Here is a 15,253-nt window from a genome sequence, read left to right on the forward strand (position 1 = left end):
CGGATCCCTCCCTATCGTGCACGCGCAATAAAAAAACGCCGTGGCGGTTGCCACGGCGTTCCGGTCCTGCGGGGGCTCCCGCGTCTCGATTGGACGCAGGCAGCCGCTTCTCGAGTGTCCCTTAGAACGACGGCACCATCGAGCCCTTGAACTGGTTCTTGATGAACTGGCGCACGTCTTCCGATTGGTAGGCGGCAACCAGCTTCTTCACCCACGGCTTGTCCTTGTCCTGGGCGCGAACGGCGATCAGGTTCGCGTACGGGCTGTGGATGTCCTCGATTGCGATGGCGTCTTTGGTCGGCTGCAGACCGGCTGCGAGCGCGTAGTTCGTGTTGATCACGGCGGCGTCCACGTCGCCGAGCGCGCGCGGAAGCTGCGCGGCGTCGAGTTCAACGAGCTTGATCTTCTTCGGGTTTTCGGCGACGTCGAGCGGCGTCGCGTTGTTGCCGTTGGTGCCCGCGCCAGCGCGCAGTTTAATCAGGCCCTTGTTTTGCAGGAGCAGCAGCGCGCGGTTTTCGTTCGACGGGTCATTCGGCACGGCGACCTTCGCGCCTTGCGGCAGCTCGTTGAGCGATTTGAGCTTCTTCGAGTAGACGCCAATGGGCGAGATGTACGTGAGGCCTGCGTTCACGAGCTTGTAGCCGCGCTGCTTGATCTGGCTGTCGAGATACGGGCCGGTCTGGAAGCTGTTGGCGTCGAGGTCGCCGGCGTCGAGCGCGGCGTTCGGCTGTACGTAGTCGTTGAATTCGATGACCTTGACGTTCAGGCCTTCGCGCTTGGCGACCTTCTGGACGACGGCCCAGACTTGCGCGTCCGGACCCGAAACGGTGCCGACCTTGATGACCTGGTCGTCGGCGCGGGCGCCAAAGCTGGCTGCGAGCGTGGTGGCGGCAACGCCGGCGAGGAGTGCTTTAATCAGATTTCTGCGCTGCATGAAGATGATGTTCCTGCGTGGTTTTGTTGTTGCTCCGGTTCCGCGGCGTTGTGCGCCGTCTGCCGGACGATATAAATCGTCTCATATGGAACCGGTTGCGGGAAATAATGAATTCGCATACTGGTATGCCCGCGCGGCCCTGAAGCGCGCAACGCGTGTTCGCCTCTCAAGGCGAACACGCCGGGCTTCCCTTAGTCGGGATTCGAGCCGAGGAGGATCTTCAGATCGTGGAGCCAGGGCGTGACGCCCTGCCCGTCGCGCGCGAAGAGGCGCAGTTTGCCGGTCGTGTCGAACACGTAGCTCGCGGCGGTGTGGTCCATCGTGTAGCTATCCGGCGTGTTGCCGGGCACCTTCGCGTAGTACACGCGGAAATCCTTAGCCACCTGCTTGAGCTGGTCTTCGTTGGCCGGGCGCAGCCCAATGAAGGTCGGATTGAACGCGGCCGTGTACTGGCTCAGGATCTGCGACGTGTCGCGCTCAGGATCGACGCTGACGAACAGCACCTGCACGCGCTTCGCCGCATCGGGCCCCAGTTGCTGGAGCGCCTGCGAAAGCTCGGCCATGGTGGTCGGGCAAACGTCCGGGCAGTGCGTGTAGCCGAAGAACAGCACGACCACCTTGCCCTTGAAGTCGGCGAGCGTGCGCGTCTTGCCGCTGGTGTCGGGCAGTGCGAAATCCTTGCCGAACTGGGTATTGCCGGTGATGTCGAGGTTCGTGAACGAGGGCGGCTGCTGGCCGCAGCCCTCGAGAACCAGCGTGCCGCCGAGTGCGCCTGCAGCGGCGAGCGCAACGACCGTGGCGCGCACGAAGCGCGCAAGCGTGCGGTGGGCCATATCGTTACGCCGCGATGAGCGCATGCACGTAATGGTCGACGAGCAGCGCCGCGAACAGCAACGAGAGGTAGACGATCGAATAGCGGAAAGTCTTGCGTGCCAGTGCGTCGGAATACTCGACGTAGATCTTCCATGCGTAAGCGAGGAACACGGCGCCGAGCAGCACGGCCGAAGCCAGATAAAGCACGCCGCTCATGCCCGAGATGTACGGCATCAGCGTGACCGCGAACAGGATCACGGTGTAGAGCAGAATATGCAGACGCGTGTACTTCTCGCCGTGCGTGTTGGGCAGCATCGGCAGGCCGGCGTTTTCGTAATCCTTGCGGCGGTAGAGCGCGAGCGCCCAGAAGTGCGGCGGCGTCCACACGAAAATGATGAGCACGAGAATCCAGGCGTCGGCGGGCACGTGGCCCGTCACCGCGGCCCAGCCAAGCGCCGGCGGCATGGCGCCCGAGGCGCCGCCGATCACGATATTCTGCGGCGTGGCCGGCTTGAGCAGCAGCGTGTAAATGATCGCGTAGCCAATGAAGGTCGCGACCGTGAGCCACATGGTGAGCGGATTGGCGAACGTGTACAGCACCCACATGCCGAGGCCGCCGATTACCGCCGAGAAGATCAGGATTTGCGTGCTCGTGATCTCGCCGCGCGCCGAAGGACGCCAGGCAGTGCGACGCATGCGCGCATCCACCTTTTGCTCGACGAGACAGTTGATCGCGAAGGCCGCGCCGGCCGTGAGCCAGATGCCGACGGTGCCGCCGATCAGCTGCTTCCAGGGCACCATGCCCGGCACGGCGAGGAACATGCCGATGACGGCGCAAAACACGGCCAATTGCGTGACGCGCGGCTTGGTAAGCGCGAGATATTGGGAAATCCGGCTACCGGGCGTCTGGGATAGGGTTGTACTTTCCATAGGGCGGGATCACACCGCAGCGGTGTCGCGCGCGGGGAGAACGGCGCGGCCGGGGCGGCTACAAGCAATTCGAAAGTTTAGCACGACGACCAAAAGCAGCAGGATCGCCGCGCCACCGTTGTGCGCCACTGCCACGGGCAGCGGCCACTGCAGCACGATGTTGGATAGCCCCGTCAAAAATTGGATAAAGATCACGATCATGATCCAGTTTGCCGGGCGTCGCAGCGAGGCATAGCGTCGCAACTTCAGGGCGAACCATATCAGATAAGCGATCACGACGAACGCGAACGTACGGTGCGTCCAGTGGATCGCGACGAGCGCGTCCTGCGTGATCACGTCGCCGTTGCCGTCCATGCCGAGCGCGCGCCAGAGGTGGAAGCCGTGATGGAAATCCATCGGCGGAATCCACGCGCCGTTGCAGGTCGGGAAGTCGGTGCAGGCCAGCACCGCGTAGTTCGTGCTCACCCAGCCGCCCAGCGCGATCTGCGCGACGAGCAGCACGAGCGCCGCCAGCGCGGCCACGCGCCAGCGCGCGGCGTCGGGTTCGTATGCGGGCAGCGGCGTCATGCGCGCGGCGAGCCACGCGAGCGAGCCGAGCAGCGTGAGGCCGAGCAAGAGGTGCGTGGTGACGATGATGGGCTGCAGCTTCATCGTCACTGTCCACGCGCCAAACACGCCCTGCACGAGGATCAGCCCGAGCAGCGCGGTGGGCCACCATGGCGAGACGTGCAGCGGCAGGCGCTTGATGCGCGCGCGCCAGGCAATCGCCATCTGCGCAATGATCAGGACACCGATAGCCATGGCGAAATAGCGGTGGATCATCTCGATCCATGCCTTCGTCATGCTCACGGGGCCGCTCGGCATAGCGAGATGCGCGGCGGCAATTTGCGCATGCGCGATGAACGGCGAGGACGTGCCATAGCAGCCCGGCCAGTCAGGACAGCCGAGGCCCGAGTCGGTCAAGCGCGTAAAGCCGCCGAACATGACGAGGTCGAGCGTCATGAACGTCGTGAGCCACACGAGCTTGCGAAACTTGCTGTCGTCGGCCTTCACCCAGACCCACGAGAGCGGCAGCAACGCGATGCACAGGCCAATCAGGCCCAGCTCCAGGATAAACATCTCTCTTACTCTTCTCCGTCAGACTCGCGCTGCGCACCTTAACCGATGCGGGACCACTTGAGCAGTTTCGTGACGTCTTGTTTGATTTTCGACGGATCGGCATTCGCCGGGAATCGCATCATCAGGTTGCCGTTCGGATCGACCAGATAGATGTGATCGGTGTCTTTCGTCGTTTCCGTGGCAGGCAACCACGCGGCCACGGCGACCGGATCGGCGCGCAGCATGCGCGTGTCCGCGTAGGCGCCCTTCAGTTTCGCGGGGACGCTCGCGTCGTCGGTGCGCAGCCAGACCGTGACGATGCGCTCGCGCTCCGGGCCCTGCGTCGCGCGCACCTGGCGCATGAAATAGAGTTTCGTTGCGCAGGCTTCGTCGCAGTCACCGCCATTCACCGAGATCATCAGCCAGCGGCCCTTGAGCGAGGCGAGCGGCACTTCATGACCGTCGTCGCCCGTCACCATGAGCGCGCCGGGAATGGGCCGCTGCGGCTCGATGAGCGCGCCATAGCTCGTCGTGCCGCCCTTCGGCTTGATCACGTAGTACGTGAAGTACGAAATCACGATAGGCGCGCCGCAGATGAGCGCGATGATGAGCAGCGTCCAGCGGCCACGGCGCTTCGCGCCCTTCTGCGCGAGCGTGGCGGCCGGCTTCGCGACCTGGGCGGAACGGGGGGATTGCGTCGACACTCTCGTGGAACCTCGCTTCTGTCGCTTTCAGTTGTCCATGTGCTGCATGCGCAGCGCCATGGTCCGGATCACATCGGATTCGAATTGATTCGTCCGACGGATCATCAGGCGTCCTTCGCGCTGCCTGTGTTTTGCCTTCCGGGCTCTTCGGCGTGCTGCCTGGCTTCGTCTTCAGTGCGCGCTTTTGTCGCAGCCTTGCGGGCCGCAAAAAGACCGAAACCGAGGGCCGCGAGCGCCATGCCCCACCACTGGAGCATGTAGCCGTAGTTGCGCTCGACATCGGTATCCGGCACCGGCCAGTCGCGCACGAGCCCGTCCTTGAAGGCCGGCACGAAGCCGGTTTGCTGGATCACGAACGGTTGCAGCGGCAACCCGCTTTCCGCTGCATAGGAAGCGACGCCGAGATTCTGCCGTATCTTCTGGTGCGCTGCAGAGCCGCCCGAACCGAGTTCGAAGGCGCGCGAGGCGTCGGCGCGCGCAATGCCTTCCACAACCACCGGCCCAGGCGGCGTGACATAGGGCGCGATCGCGGCGCGGTCCGCGATGTTGCGCGGTAGCCAGCCGCGATTCACCAGCACGTAGCCGCCGCCTTCGAGTTTAAGCGGCATCACGACATAGAAACCCGGTTGATCGTTATACGGACGATTGTCGAGATACACCACGCGCTCGGGCAGGAATGTGCCCGTCGCCCGCACGCGATGGAACTCGATGTCCTTCAGCGCGAGCGGCGTGGCGCCCACCGGTTGCGGCACAGACGATTCGTACTGCGTGATTTGCGCCTGCAGCGCCTCCTTCTGATGCGCGCGGTCGCGCTGCCAGAAGCCGAGCCGGATCGTCACGGCCATCACGATCAGGATGAGCAACGTGGGGACGAGCCGGATTTTCATTGGGCATGTCCGATGCGAAAGATACAAGTGATCGAACCCCGCGCCATGTAGCGCGGTGCGATAATGAGACAGACGTTTTCAGGCATGCCAAATTCCGTGAACTTCATGCACATACTCGTCCCCGTTGCGTTCGCGCTGATCATCGCGAGCATGATCTCCGCGCTCTATTTCATGATGCACGACCGGGGCCGCACCAAGCGGATGGTCTGGTCGCTCGCCACGCGCGTGGGCCTTTCCATCTCGCTCTTTCTGTTCATCCTGTTCGCACACTGGATGGGCTGGATCCAGTCCACCGGGATTCCTTACGGTCGCTGAGCGCCGCTGACCATCACTGAAGACCGCAGCGCAAACCCCATTCCGGAAAACACAAGGCGCCGCGCCGACGAGGTCGGGCGGCGCCTTGTTTCATTCACGTCTCCAGCGCCGCGGCCCGCGCGGCGCACCAGGCATCACAGCCAGTACACGACGATGTAGAGGCCGAGCCACACTACGTCGACAAAGTGCCAGTACCACGCCGCGCCTTCGAATGCGAAGTGATGCTCCGCGGTGAAGTGGCCACGAATGAGCCGGATCATCACGACCGTGAGCATCGTGCCGCCGAGGAACACGTGGAAGCCGTGGAAGCCCGTGAGCAGGAAGAACGTCGAACCGTAAATGCCCGAAGCGAGCGTGAGGTTCAATTCGCCGTACGCGTGGATGTACTCGAACGCCTGCAGGAAGAGGAAGCACACGCCCAGCACGATCGTCGCGGCGAGCCACGCGATAGCCTTCGAGCGATGGTTGTCGCGCAGCGCGTGGTGCGAAACGGTGAGCGTCGCGCCCGAGGAGAGCAGCAGCGCCGTGTTGATGGTCGGCACGGGCCACGGCGTCATCGAGCGGAAGTGCGAAACCAGTGCCGCAGGACCGTTGTTCGGCCACACCGCCGAGAAGTCCGGCCAGATCAACTTGTAGTCGAGGCTGCCGAGCTGATGCAGGGCGATCGCGCGCGCGTAGAAGAGCGCCCCGAAGAACGCGCCGAAGAACATCACTTCGGAGAAGATGAACCAGCTCATGCTCCAACGGTACGACACGTCGACGCGCTTGCCATACATGCCGCCTTCCGATTCGGCGATGGCGTCGCCGAACCAGTGCCACAGCGTGAAGAGCAGCCACAGCAGGCCGACGAGCACGCCGATCGGCCCCCACGACTCGCCGTTGATCCACGAAGCGAGCGACGCGAGCATGACCAGAAGACCAATGGACGCGCTGATCGGGTGCCGCGACGGGTGCGGTACGAAGTAGTACGGGCTATCGTTTTGGCCGCTCATGCCTGTTTCTCCAATTTCCAGTTGCTCCGGACATCGCCGGCTGCTTTTACCCGAGTGTGTCCTCGTTATTCACTGCTTCGCGCGCAGCGTTTCGCGCACTCGCTCATCCCACCACCGCGTGCACGATCAACAGCAGCACGACGATGAACAGCACCGCACCGACGATCCCCGCGATGATCAGCTGCACGGGGTGCAGGTTCGCGGCGTCGTCTTCGAGGTCGGCGCGCTTACGCACGCCGAGGAAGGACCACGCCACCGCTTTCATCACCTGCAGGATGCCGCCCTTCTTCTTCGCCGGCCTCTCAACGCCGCTGCCGCGTTCGTCGCTCATGCGCCTTTCGCCTCCTGACATCGTTGACCCCGGCGCCGACGCCTCATGCGCCCGCCGACTGTTTCGGCGGCGGCGGCACGGCCGGCTTGTTCAGCTCGAAGAACGTGTACGACAGCGTGATCGTCTTCACGTCCTTCGGCAGCTTCGGGTCGATCACGAACACCACCGGCATGCGCTTCGTCTCGTTCGCCTTCAAGACCTGCTGCGTGAAGCAGAAGCACTCGATCTTGCGGAAGTACTCCGTCGCCTGCTTCGGCGCGTAGCTCGGAATGGCCTGCGCGTCGATCGTGCGTCCTTCGTTGTTCGAAATGTCGTACATCACCGTCATGACTTCGCCCGGATGCACGTCGAGGCTCGTTTGCTCCGGCTTGAAGCCGAGCAGCCCGCGTGCGTTCGCGTCGAACTCCACGGAGATCGTGCGCGTCATGTCCACCTGCGTGTTGCGTGCCTCGCGCTCGGTGGCGTCGCGCTGCACCAGGTTGTTGATGCCGGTGACCTGGCAGATCGCGCGATACATCGGCACCAGCGCAAAGCCGAACCCGAACATCAGCAGCGCCACGACGACGAGCTTGATGAGCATCGACCGGTTGAACGCGCGATCATTTCCAGCTTGCGTGGACATCGAACTTCCTCGAACGATCTTCCGGCAAACGCTCTGCGCGTCAGTGGCCGGGGAAATACACCTGCTTGACGACGGCAGCCACAAAGAAACCGACTACGACGGCCAGCAAAATGAGGCCGAGCCGCAGATTGCCCGCGCGGATTTGCTCAGGCGTGCGTCTTTTTTGTGGATCCCGGGTCATGCGTTCAGCGCGGTTGGCCGCGGCTTCTCCTTGCATCGTGAATTACCTCTCGTACGTGCTCCGATGAAGACTGCGTGAAGACCGCGGACTTCGGTCGCGTCCGGCTGCGCACAGCCGGACGCCACACACTCAACGGCTTACTCGACCGTCGGCGGATTCTCGAACGTGTGGAACGGCGCCGGGCTCGGCACGGTCCACTCGAGGCCCGTTGCACCGTCCCACGGCTTGTCGGTGGCTTTCTCCAGTTCGCCGCCGCCGCGATAGGCGGGCAGCGCCACCGCGAACAGGAAGTACACCTGAGAAAGTCCGAAGCCGAAGGCGCCGATCGAGATCACCTGGTTCCAGTCGGTGAACTGGGCCGGATAGTCGGCATAGCGACGCGGCATGCCGGCCAGGCCGACGAAGTGCATCGGCAGGAACGCGAGATTGAAGAAGATGAGCGAGCACCAGAAGTGGATCTTGCCGCGCGTCTCGTTGTACATCCAGCCGGTCCATTTCGGCGCCCAGTAGTACCACCCTGAGAACAACGCGAATAATGACCCCGCCACCAGCACGTAGTGGAAGTGCGCCACCACGAAGTAAGTGCCGTGATACTGGATGTCGAGCGGCGCCATGGCGAGCATCAGGCCCGAGAGACCGCCGAACGTGAACACGATCAGGAAGCCCACGGCCCACAGCATCGGCGTTTCGAAGGTGAGCGAGCCGCGCCACATCGTGGCGACCCAGTTGAACACCTTCACGCCCGTCGGCACGGCGATCAGCATCGTCGCGTACATGAAGAAGAGCTGGCCCGTGACTGGCATGCCGGTCGCGAACATGTGGTGCGCCCAGACCATGAACGAGAGAATCGCAATCGATGCCGTGGCGTACACCATCGAGCTATAGCCGAACAGCGGCTTGCGCGAGAACGCCGGAATCACCTGCGAAACGATCCCGAACGCCGGCAAGATCATGATGTAGACCTCGGGGTGCCCGAAGAACCAGAAGATGTGCTGGTACATGACCGGGTCGCCGCCGCCGGCCGCGTTGAAGAAGCTCGTGCCGAAGTGGCGGTCGAACAGCAGCATCGTGATCGCGCCTGCGAGCACCGGCATCACGGCGATCAGCAGGTAGGCGGTGATGAGCCACGTCCACACGAACATCGGCATCTTCATGAGCGTCATGCCCGGCGCGCGCAGGTTCAGGATGGTCACGACGATGTTGATGCCTCCCATGATCGACGAGGCGCCCATGATGTGCACCGCGAAGATCGCGAAGTCCATGCCCGGGCCCATCTGCGTGGAGAGCGGCGCGTAGAGCGTCCAGCCCGCGGCGGTCGCGCCGCCCGGTGAGAAGAACGAGCCGATCAGCAGACACGCCGCGGCGGGCAGCAGCCAGAAGCTGAAGTTGTTCATGCGCGCGAACGCCATGTCCGAGGCGCCGATCTGCAGCGGAATCATCCAGTTCGCGAAGCCCACGAAGGCCGGCATGATCGCGCCGAACACCATGATGAGACCGTGCATCGTGGTGAGCTGGTTGAAGAACTCGGGGCGCATGATCTGCATGCCCGGCTCGAACAGCTCCGCACGTATGGCGAGCGCCATGACGCCGCCCGAGAGGAACATCACGAACGAGAAGAGCAGATACAGCGTTCCGATGTCCTTATGGTTCGTCGCGAGCAGCCAGCGGCGCCAGCCGTGGGGCGTGGCGTGCGCGTGATCGCCGTGCACGTGGCCGTGCCCTCCAGCTACATCGTGTCCGATGCTAGACATGACTTATCTCCTGTCGGTCCGGAGTTGGCGCTTTAGCGCCTTCTCCGGCCCCATGCAATTGAAATGCGAAAGCGAATTGCTTGGCGTCTCTTGCTGCAGCGTTTGCCTGCTTGTTTTGTGCTCGCGCAGCGCTTGTCCTGCGTCTCTTGCTGCTTGTTCTTCTCGCGCTGGCCCGCTCAGGCCGCCGCGCCGATCTCCACCCGGCGCGCTTCCTTCGCGTTCGCGCCGCCCGTGATCGTTTCCGGCTTCTTCAGAATGATGTGGTCTTCGGCAATGCCTGCCGCCTTCATCGCGTCGCGCACCGCTTGCGCGCGGCGCTTGGCGAGGTCGGCGTTCGTGCTGGCGTTGCCGCTCGAATCGGTGTAGCCCGAGAGCGTGAACTTCGCGTCCGGGTGCGCCTTCGCGTAATCAGCTGCAGCCTGGATGGCGTCCTTCGCGTCGGCGGGCAGCGTGCTCTTGCCCACTTCGAAGTAGACGCTCGCCGGCAACGCGGCTGCGCTCGGCGCCGCTGCGCCAGACGCCTGATCCGCGCCGCTTGCGGGGGCCGTCCCACTTGCAGCGCTCGCATCGGCAGCGCCGCTAGCCTCTTGCGCGCCGCTTGCCGCGGCCGCGTCGCTTGCGCCGCCAGCACCCGCCGCGGCGGTATGATCGCCGCCCTCGGGCATCTTGCCGTTACGCGCGTCGGCCACCTGACGCGGCTGCAGAATGTCGCCGGTATGGTTGCCCCACGAGTTGCGCTCGAACGTGATAACCGAAGCGATCTCGACGTCGTTGAGCGTGGGCGCCCACGAAGGCATGGCGTTCTTGCCCTTCAGGACAATGCTCACGTGCTCCGCGATCGGACCATTGGCGATCTTGCTGCCGTCGAGCGCCGGGAATGCGCCCGCGCCCTTGCCGGTGGGCTGGTGGCATACCGCGCAGTTCGAGTTATAGACCTTCTCGCCGCGCTCCTTGAGCTCGGCCAGCGTGTAGGTCTTGTTCGGGTCGTCGTTAGCGGCGGCCATCTTCGCCTTTTGCGTATCGACCCACTTCGCGTAGTCGTCGTCGGAAAGCACCTCGACTACGACCGGCATGAACGCGTGCTCCTTGCCGCACAGCTCGGTACAGAAGCCGCGATAAGTGCCGACCTTATCGGCCTTGAACCACGTGTCGCGCACGAAGCCCGGAATCGCGTCCTGCTTCACGCCGAACGCGGGCACGTACCACGAGTGCACGACGTCGTTGGCCGTGGTGATGATGCGAACCTTCTTGTTGACCGGCACGACGAGCGGATTGTCGACTTCCTGCAGGTACGTATCGGTGATCGGCACGCGGTTGTTCACCTCGGAGCGCGGCGTGCTGAGCGTGGAGAGGAAGTTGATGCCCTCGCCCGGCCCCTTCACGTAGTCGTAGCCCCATTTCCACTGGTAGCCCGTGACCTTCACGGTGAGGTCGGCGTTGGACGTGTCCTTCATCGCGACGACGGCCTTGGTGGCGGGCAGCGCCATCAGCACGACGATGATGAACGGCACCACCGTCCAGATGATTTCGACCGTGGTGCTCTCATGGAAGTGAGCGGCCTTGTGACCCTTCGATTTACGGTGCGCGTAGATCGAATAGAACATGACGCCGAACACGCCGACGAAAATCACGGCGCACAAGAGCAGCATCAACATATGGAGGCTGTAGAGCTCTTCGGCGATGCGCGTGACGGGCGGCTGGAAATTGATCTCGTTCACCGCAGGGCCGCCTGGGCTGTCTCCGACTGCGAGTGCCGCGCCGGCGACGAGGAATCCGCTGCACGCCAGCACGCCCTGGAGGGCTCGCTTGATTGTTTTCATAGCTTCCTTACCCATAATTTCCATTCAAACCCTCGACCCCGCAGGAAGGTTTTGCAACCAGGGCGCCCCCTGGGACGCTCATACCGCCAACCGGCAAACTCACGCGCCGCGCATCAACCCGCGCGCGCAAGCCAGGCACGCAGTTCCCGCGCGAACTGCGCACGCCGATATTGCGGCAGATGCAACCCGACAGCGACCGCCTGACCGCGGGACACGAGACGCACCGGGTCGCGTGGGGTCGCGCCCGGTTCGACCCGGACCCAGCGGGGATTGAATTCGAACTGCGTGAGCGCGTCGGCGCTCATCTGCTCGATCACCAGCCGGTTCGGATAAAGCCTGATACGTTCGTAATCGACAGCATGGCGCGCATAAATGACAAAAGCGCCGCCTACTACCAACAGATCGATACCGGTAAACGGCAAAACCAGCCAGGCGCCGTGGATCAACAACAGAACGGCGATCGCGATGGAAACCAGCGCCAGCGAAACATAGAAGAACACGAATTGCCTGGGCGAAACCGAACAGTTGCGCTTCATGGTCCAGTCTTTCAGGACCGGCTCCGGACTCGCCAGCAGATCAGGCGCCTGCATCGCTCGCTTCCCCCACTTGCAACTTCGCCAGACTATCGCCGCGTCGCGCCTCGCACAACTACGGGGAGATCTGGACTTGCCACAATGGATTTTGGGGACCCTTCCGTGCAGCAAACTGACGCATTATAGGCGCGATCCCCAGCCCTCACAAGCAAGGTTCAATCGCCCGCAAACCCATGCCGGACGGGACTTGCAGCGATTTTTCAAGCATTTCTCGAGGGCTTTTCAGGCGCTAATTTCAGGCATAACGAAAGCCCCCTTACCACGTTACCGATTCCTTGCCGGACCCCGACCGATGTCCTCGATGCGCACGATGCCATGGCCTTCGGCGGTCATGCGCGGCACGGCCTTCCACGCGTGGCCGTAGATGACCTCGAAGGTCAGCGGGATCGTGCCCGCGTGCGGCCCGTCCGCGCAGCGGCGCGCCTCGAGCGCGGCCACGAGCGCACGGTACAGGCGCCGCGCGCCGTGCGTGCCGCCGTTATCACCATTGCCATCGCCGTTGCGCTCGAACGGATACGCGCCCCAGCGGCGCACGTCGGCGAGCAGCTTGTCCGGCGTCTTGTAGGTGATGGTGAGCGTTTCCTGGTCCATCACCGGAATTTCGAAACCGTTCTCGACGAGCATGTCACCCAGATCGTGCATGTCGACGAAATCGATTACGTGCGCGCGCGTCGGCACGCCGTGCGCGGCTTCGACTTCGGCGAACGCGCCGCGCAGCTCCTTGAGCGTGTCGGGACCGAGCGTGCTGAACATGAGCAGGCCGTCCACCTTGAGCACGCGCTGCCACTCGCCGAACACGAGGTCGGGGCGCGGATGCCAATGCAGCGCCAGATTCGACCACAGCAGTTCGAATGCATCGTGCGCGAACGGCAGTTCGGCAAAGTCGGCCTGCGCAACACGCGGACCGCGCGAACCGAGCGCGCGGCCAACCGATGCGGGCAGAAAGCGCCGCCAGCTCGTGTCGGGGGCGTCGTGCTCGCGGGCGCGGCGCAGCATGGCGAGGGAGAGATCGGTGCCGAACACGGGCGCTTCGGGAAAGCGCTCGCGCAAGCTGGGCAGGTCGTCGCCCTGGCCGCACGCAATGTCGAGCACGGCCGCGGGATTCACCTTGATGTACTCGAGGCGCTCGCGCATGCGTTGCGCAATTTCACGTGGCAGGAAGGCAACGTCGTCGAAAGTCGCCGCACGGCGATCGAAGATGCGCCGAAGGTGCCGGGTTTCATAGTCCGGACGGCCAGTTCTTGCGGGAGACGGGGACATGTCGGTCGTATTGGCGAAGTCTGCGAAGTATACTCGCTCACTCCTTTCCTTTCAGTCACGCGAGCCTGCTGCCCGGGCCGTCCTTCGATGCCACCGCGCCCTTCTTCATGCGAGACACGCAATGCAGCGCGTGTCACGCCGCCCGCTTCGCACCGCACTCGTCTTGCGGGCCTTGCGCGCGTCTGTCGAAAAGCGCGGGCGCTGCCGTCACAGCTTGCCCACTTCGTGCTGCCCAATCTGTGCCCATTATGCGGCAATTTGTCGCGAACCACGCTCTGTGTGTGCTGCGATGCCGCGTACTGGAATGAGCCGCGCCTGCGTTGCACGGTCTGCGCTATGCCGCTCGCGCACAGGCGCGGTGCGACGGGGGGCACGCGCTACCGCTGCGAGGCCTGCGCCGACGCGCCGCCCGCATTCGACGCCACGCTCGCGCTCGCCGACTATCGCGCGCCGCTCGACCTGCTCGCACGGGGCCTGAAGTTTCGCGCGCGCCTCGCGCTTGGCGAGGAATTTGCACGACGCCTCGCGCTGGCCGCACAAGATCTGTGCGATGAACACGGCATGCCGGATATCGTCGTGCCGGTGCCGCTCTCGCGCGAACGCCTCATCGAGCGCGGCTACAACCAGGCCTGGCAGATCGCGCGGCCGCTCGCACGCCGGTTGGGCACGCACGCGGACGCCACGCTCGTACGACGCATCCTGCATACGGCGCCGCAGTCGAAGCTCGATCGCGAGACGCGCCGCCGCAACGTCGGCCGGGCGTTCGCACTCACGCGGCCGCTCAACGGCCAGCACGTGGGCGTGGTCGACGACGTGATGACCTCGGGCGCCACGCTCGACGCGCTCGCGCATACGCTCAAGGCCGCCGGCGCACGGCGCGTGACGAATTTCGTCGCGCTGCGCACGCCGAAGGACTGATCGGCCTCACACTATTCAAGACATCGAGAGAGTTCCATCGTCATGTTCAACGTCGTTCTCGTCGAACCCGAAATTCCGCCGAACACCGGCAACGTGATCCGCCTGTGCGCGAATACGGGTGCGAGGCTTCATCTGATCGAGCCGCTTGGCTTTCCCCTCGACGACGCGAAAATGCGCCGCGCGGGCCTCGACTATCACGAGTACGCGCAGATGCACGTGCACGGCGACTGGGATGCCTTCATCGCCAAAGAAGCACCGGACCCGTCACGTATGTTCGCGTTCACGACGCGCGGATCGGGCCGCTTTCACTCGCATGCGTTCCAGCCGGGCGACTGGTTCGTGTTCGGCGCGGAAACGCGCGGCCTGCCCGACACGGTGCTCGAGCGCTTCGAGACGCCACAGCGCGTGCGCCTGCCGATGCGGCCCGGCAATCGCAGCCTGAATCTCTCGAACACGGTCGCGGTCGTGGTGTTCGAAGCGTGGCGTCAGGCGGGGTTCGAAGGCGGCGAATAAGGCAAGCGAGGGGCTACGCCTTGCCGCGCGCCGCAAGCTCACGCTCATAGCGCATGAGCATCGCATTGTCGAAGCACGCGAAGATTACGTGCTCGAGCGTCGGGTATTTCGATAACGCGTCGATCACGGTCGCTACGGCAATCGTCACCGCGTCGTCAGCAGGAAAACGGTAGACGCCGCAACTGATTGCCGGAAACGCGATGCTCGTCACGCTCGCCTCACGAGCGCACTCGAGCGAGCGCCGGTAGCAGGAGGCCAGCAGATGCGCTTCGTCACGGCCCCCGCCGTACCAGACGGGGCCCACCGTATGGACGACGTGTTTCGCGGGAAGCCGATAGCCGCCGGTGATTTTGGCGTCGCCGGTCGGGCAGCCGTTCAGCGTCTCGCATTCGCGCAGCAGGTCCGGCCCGGCGGCGCGATGAATCGCGCCGTCAACGCCGCCGCCGCCGAGCAGCGATTCGTTCGCGGCGTTGACGATCGCATCGACCTGCAACGTGGTGATGTCGACGGCCTGCGCTTCGATACGGCAGTTTCCGATGGTCAGCATACGGTCCTCCTTGCGATCCGGAGTTGGCGCTTTAGCGCTCACTC

18 protein-coding genes are annotated in these 15,253 nt (G+C 64.0%); 3 read left to right on the top strand and 15 right to left on the bottom strand.

Features of this window, described 5'->3' with window-relative positions; translation table 11 throughout:
- Positions 1–121: 121 nt before the first annotated feature.
- From M3I54_RS19375 to M3I54_RS19400, 6 genes are all read right to left on the bottom strand, one after another.
- Positions 122–934 carry a MetQ/NlpA family ABC transporter substrate-binding protein gene (locus tag M3I54_RS19375; RefSeq protein ID WP_254338702.1) on the bottom strand — a complete coding sequence of 271 codons (813 nt, stop codon included), beginning with the start codon at positions 932–934 and terminating at the stop codon, positions 122–124.
- A 191-nt stretch (positions 935–1,125) separates the two neighbouring features.
- Positions 1,126–1,767 (bottom strand): SCO family protein, encoded by a 642-nt coding sequence (locus tag M3I54_RS19380; RefSeq protein ID WP_254338704.1) that lies wholly within the window; start codon positions 1,765–1,767, stop codon positions 1,126–1,128.
- A gap of 4 nt (positions 1,768–1,771) precedes the next feature.
- Positions 1,772–2,677, bottom strand: a complete 906-nt coding sequence (cyoE, locus tag M3I54_RS19385) for a heme o synthase (RefSeq protein ID WP_254338706.1) — start codon at positions 2,675–2,677, stop codon at positions 1,772–1,774.
- Between the two features lie 9 nt (positions 2,678–2,686).
- Positions 2,687–3,796, bottom strand: coding sequence for a heme A synthase (locus tag M3I54_RS19390; RefSeq protein WP_254338708.1), 1,110 nt, complete (start codon positions 3,794–3,796; stop codon positions 2,687–2,689).
- Between the two features lie 38 nt (positions 3,797–3,834).
- Positions 3,835–4,479 (bottom strand): cytochrome C oxidase subunit I, encoded by a 645-nt coding sequence (locus tag M3I54_RS19395; protein WP_254338710.1) that lies wholly within the window; start codon positions 4,477–4,479, stop codon positions 3,835–3,837.
- 104 nt (positions 4,480–4,583) lie between these two features.
- On the bottom strand, positions 4,584–5,366 hold the full coding sequence (locus M3I54_RS19400; RefSeq protein ID WP_254338713.1) for an SURF1 family protein: 783 nt from the start codon (positions 5,364–5,366) through the stop codon (positions 4,584–4,586).
- A 105-nt stretch (positions 5,367–5,471) separates the two neighbouring features.
- Between M3I54_RS19400 and M3I54_RS19405 the strand changes: the two genes are divergently transcribed.
- The gene (locus M3I54_RS19405; RefSeq protein ID WP_028201826.1) at positions 5,472–5,681 is read left to right on the top strand and encodes a twin transmembrane helix small protein; all 210 of its coding nucleotides are present in this window, start codon (positions 5,472–5,474) and stop codon (positions 5,679–5,681) included.
- A 134-nt stretch (positions 5,682–5,815) separates the two neighbouring features.
- Here M3I54_RS19405 and M3I54_RS19410 read toward each other — a convergent pair whose 3' ends face one another.
- The 8 genes from M3I54_RS19410 to M3I54_RS19445 form a co-directional block, all read right to left on the bottom strand.
- Positions 5,816–6,673 carry a cytochrome c oxidase subunit 3 gene (locus tag M3I54_RS19410; protein ID WP_254338715.1) on the bottom strand — a complete coding sequence of 286 codons (858 nt, stop codon included), beginning with the start codon at positions 6,671–6,673 and terminating at the stop codon, positions 5,816–5,818.
- A gap of 103 nt (positions 6,674–6,776) precedes the next feature.
- Positions 6,777–6,938 (bottom strand): DUF2970 domain-containing protein, encoded by a 162-nt coding sequence (locus M3I54_RS19415; RefSeq protein ID WP_375542167.1) that lies wholly within the window; start codon positions 6,936–6,938, stop codon positions 6,777–6,779.
- 109 nt (positions 6,939–7,047) lie between these two features.
- The gene (locus M3I54_RS19420) at positions 7,048–7,626 is read right to left on the bottom strand and encodes a cytochrome c oxidase assembly protein (RefSeq protein ID WP_051481078.1); all 579 of its coding nucleotides are present in this window, start codon (positions 7,624–7,626) and stop codon (positions 7,048–7,050) included.
- A gap of 40 nt (positions 7,627–7,666) precedes the next feature.
- On the bottom strand, positions 7,667–7,807 hold the full coding sequence (locus M3I54_RS19425) for a cytochrome oxidase small assembly protein (RefSeq protein ID WP_208867222.1): 141 nt from the start codon (positions 7,805–7,807) through the stop codon (positions 7,667–7,669).
- A gap of 137 nt (positions 7,808–7,944) precedes the next feature.
- Positions 7,945–9,558, bottom strand: a complete 1,614-nt coding sequence (ctaD, locus tag M3I54_RS19430; protein ID WP_254338719.1) for a cytochrome c oxidase subunit I — start codon at positions 9,556–9,558, stop codon at positions 7,945–7,947.
- A gap of 176 nt (positions 9,559–9,734) precedes the next feature.
- Positions 9,735–11,402 carry a cytochrome c oxidase subunit II gene (gene coxB / locus M3I54_RS19435; protein WP_254338721.1) on the bottom strand — a complete coding sequence of 556 codons (1,668 nt, stop codon included), beginning with the start codon at positions 11,400–11,402 and terminating at the stop codon, positions 9,735–9,737.
- An 89-nt stretch (positions 11,403–11,491) separates the two neighbouring features.
- Positions 11,492–11,968 carry a DUF2244 domain-containing protein gene (locus M3I54_RS19440; protein ID WP_158756827.1) on the bottom strand — a complete coding sequence of 159 codons (477 nt, stop codon included), beginning with the start codon at positions 11,966–11,968 and terminating at the stop codon, positions 11,492–11,494.
- 267 nt (positions 11,969–12,235) lie between these two features.
- Positions 12,236–13,231, bottom strand: a complete 996-nt coding sequence (locus M3I54_RS19445; RefSeq protein ID WP_254338723.1) for a methyltransferase domain-containing protein — start codon at positions 13,229–13,231, stop codon at positions 12,236–12,238.
- Positions 13,232–13,318: 87 nt separating this feature from the next.
- On the opposite strand from M3I54_RS19445, the gene M3I54_RS19450 reads away from it, so the two are divergent.
- Both M3I54_RS19450 and trmL read left to right on the top strand, forming a co-directional pair.
- Positions 13,319–14,149 (top strand): ComF family protein, encoded by an 831-nt coding sequence (locus M3I54_RS19450; protein ID WP_254338725.1) that lies wholly within the window; start codon positions 13,319–13,321, stop codon positions 14,147–14,149.
- A 42-nt stretch (positions 14,150–14,191) separates the two neighbouring features.
- On the top strand, positions 14,192–14,662 hold the full coding sequence (trmL, locus tag M3I54_RS19455) for a tRNA (uridine(34)/cytosine(34)/5-carboxymethylaminomethyluridine(34)-2'-O)-methyltransferase TrmL (RefSeq protein WP_254338727.1): 471 nt from the start codon (positions 14,192–14,194) through the stop codon (positions 14,660–14,662).
- Positions 14,663–14,675: 13 nt separating this feature from the next.
- Here trmL and M3I54_RS19460 read toward each other — a convergent pair whose 3' ends face one another.
- Complete coding sequence (locus M3I54_RS19460) at positions 14,676–15,209, bottom strand: O-acetyl-ADP-ribose deacetylase (protein WP_254338729.1); 534 nt, start codon at positions 15,207–15,209, stop codon at positions 14,676–14,678.
- Between the last annotated feature and the right edge of the window lie 44 nt (positions 15,210–15,253).

This window comes from Paraburkholderia sp. CNPSo 3274, from assembly GCF_024206475.1.
Classification (GTDB): domain Bacteria; phylum Pseudomonadota; class Gammaproteobacteria; order Burkholderiales; family Burkholderiaceae; genus Paraburkholderia.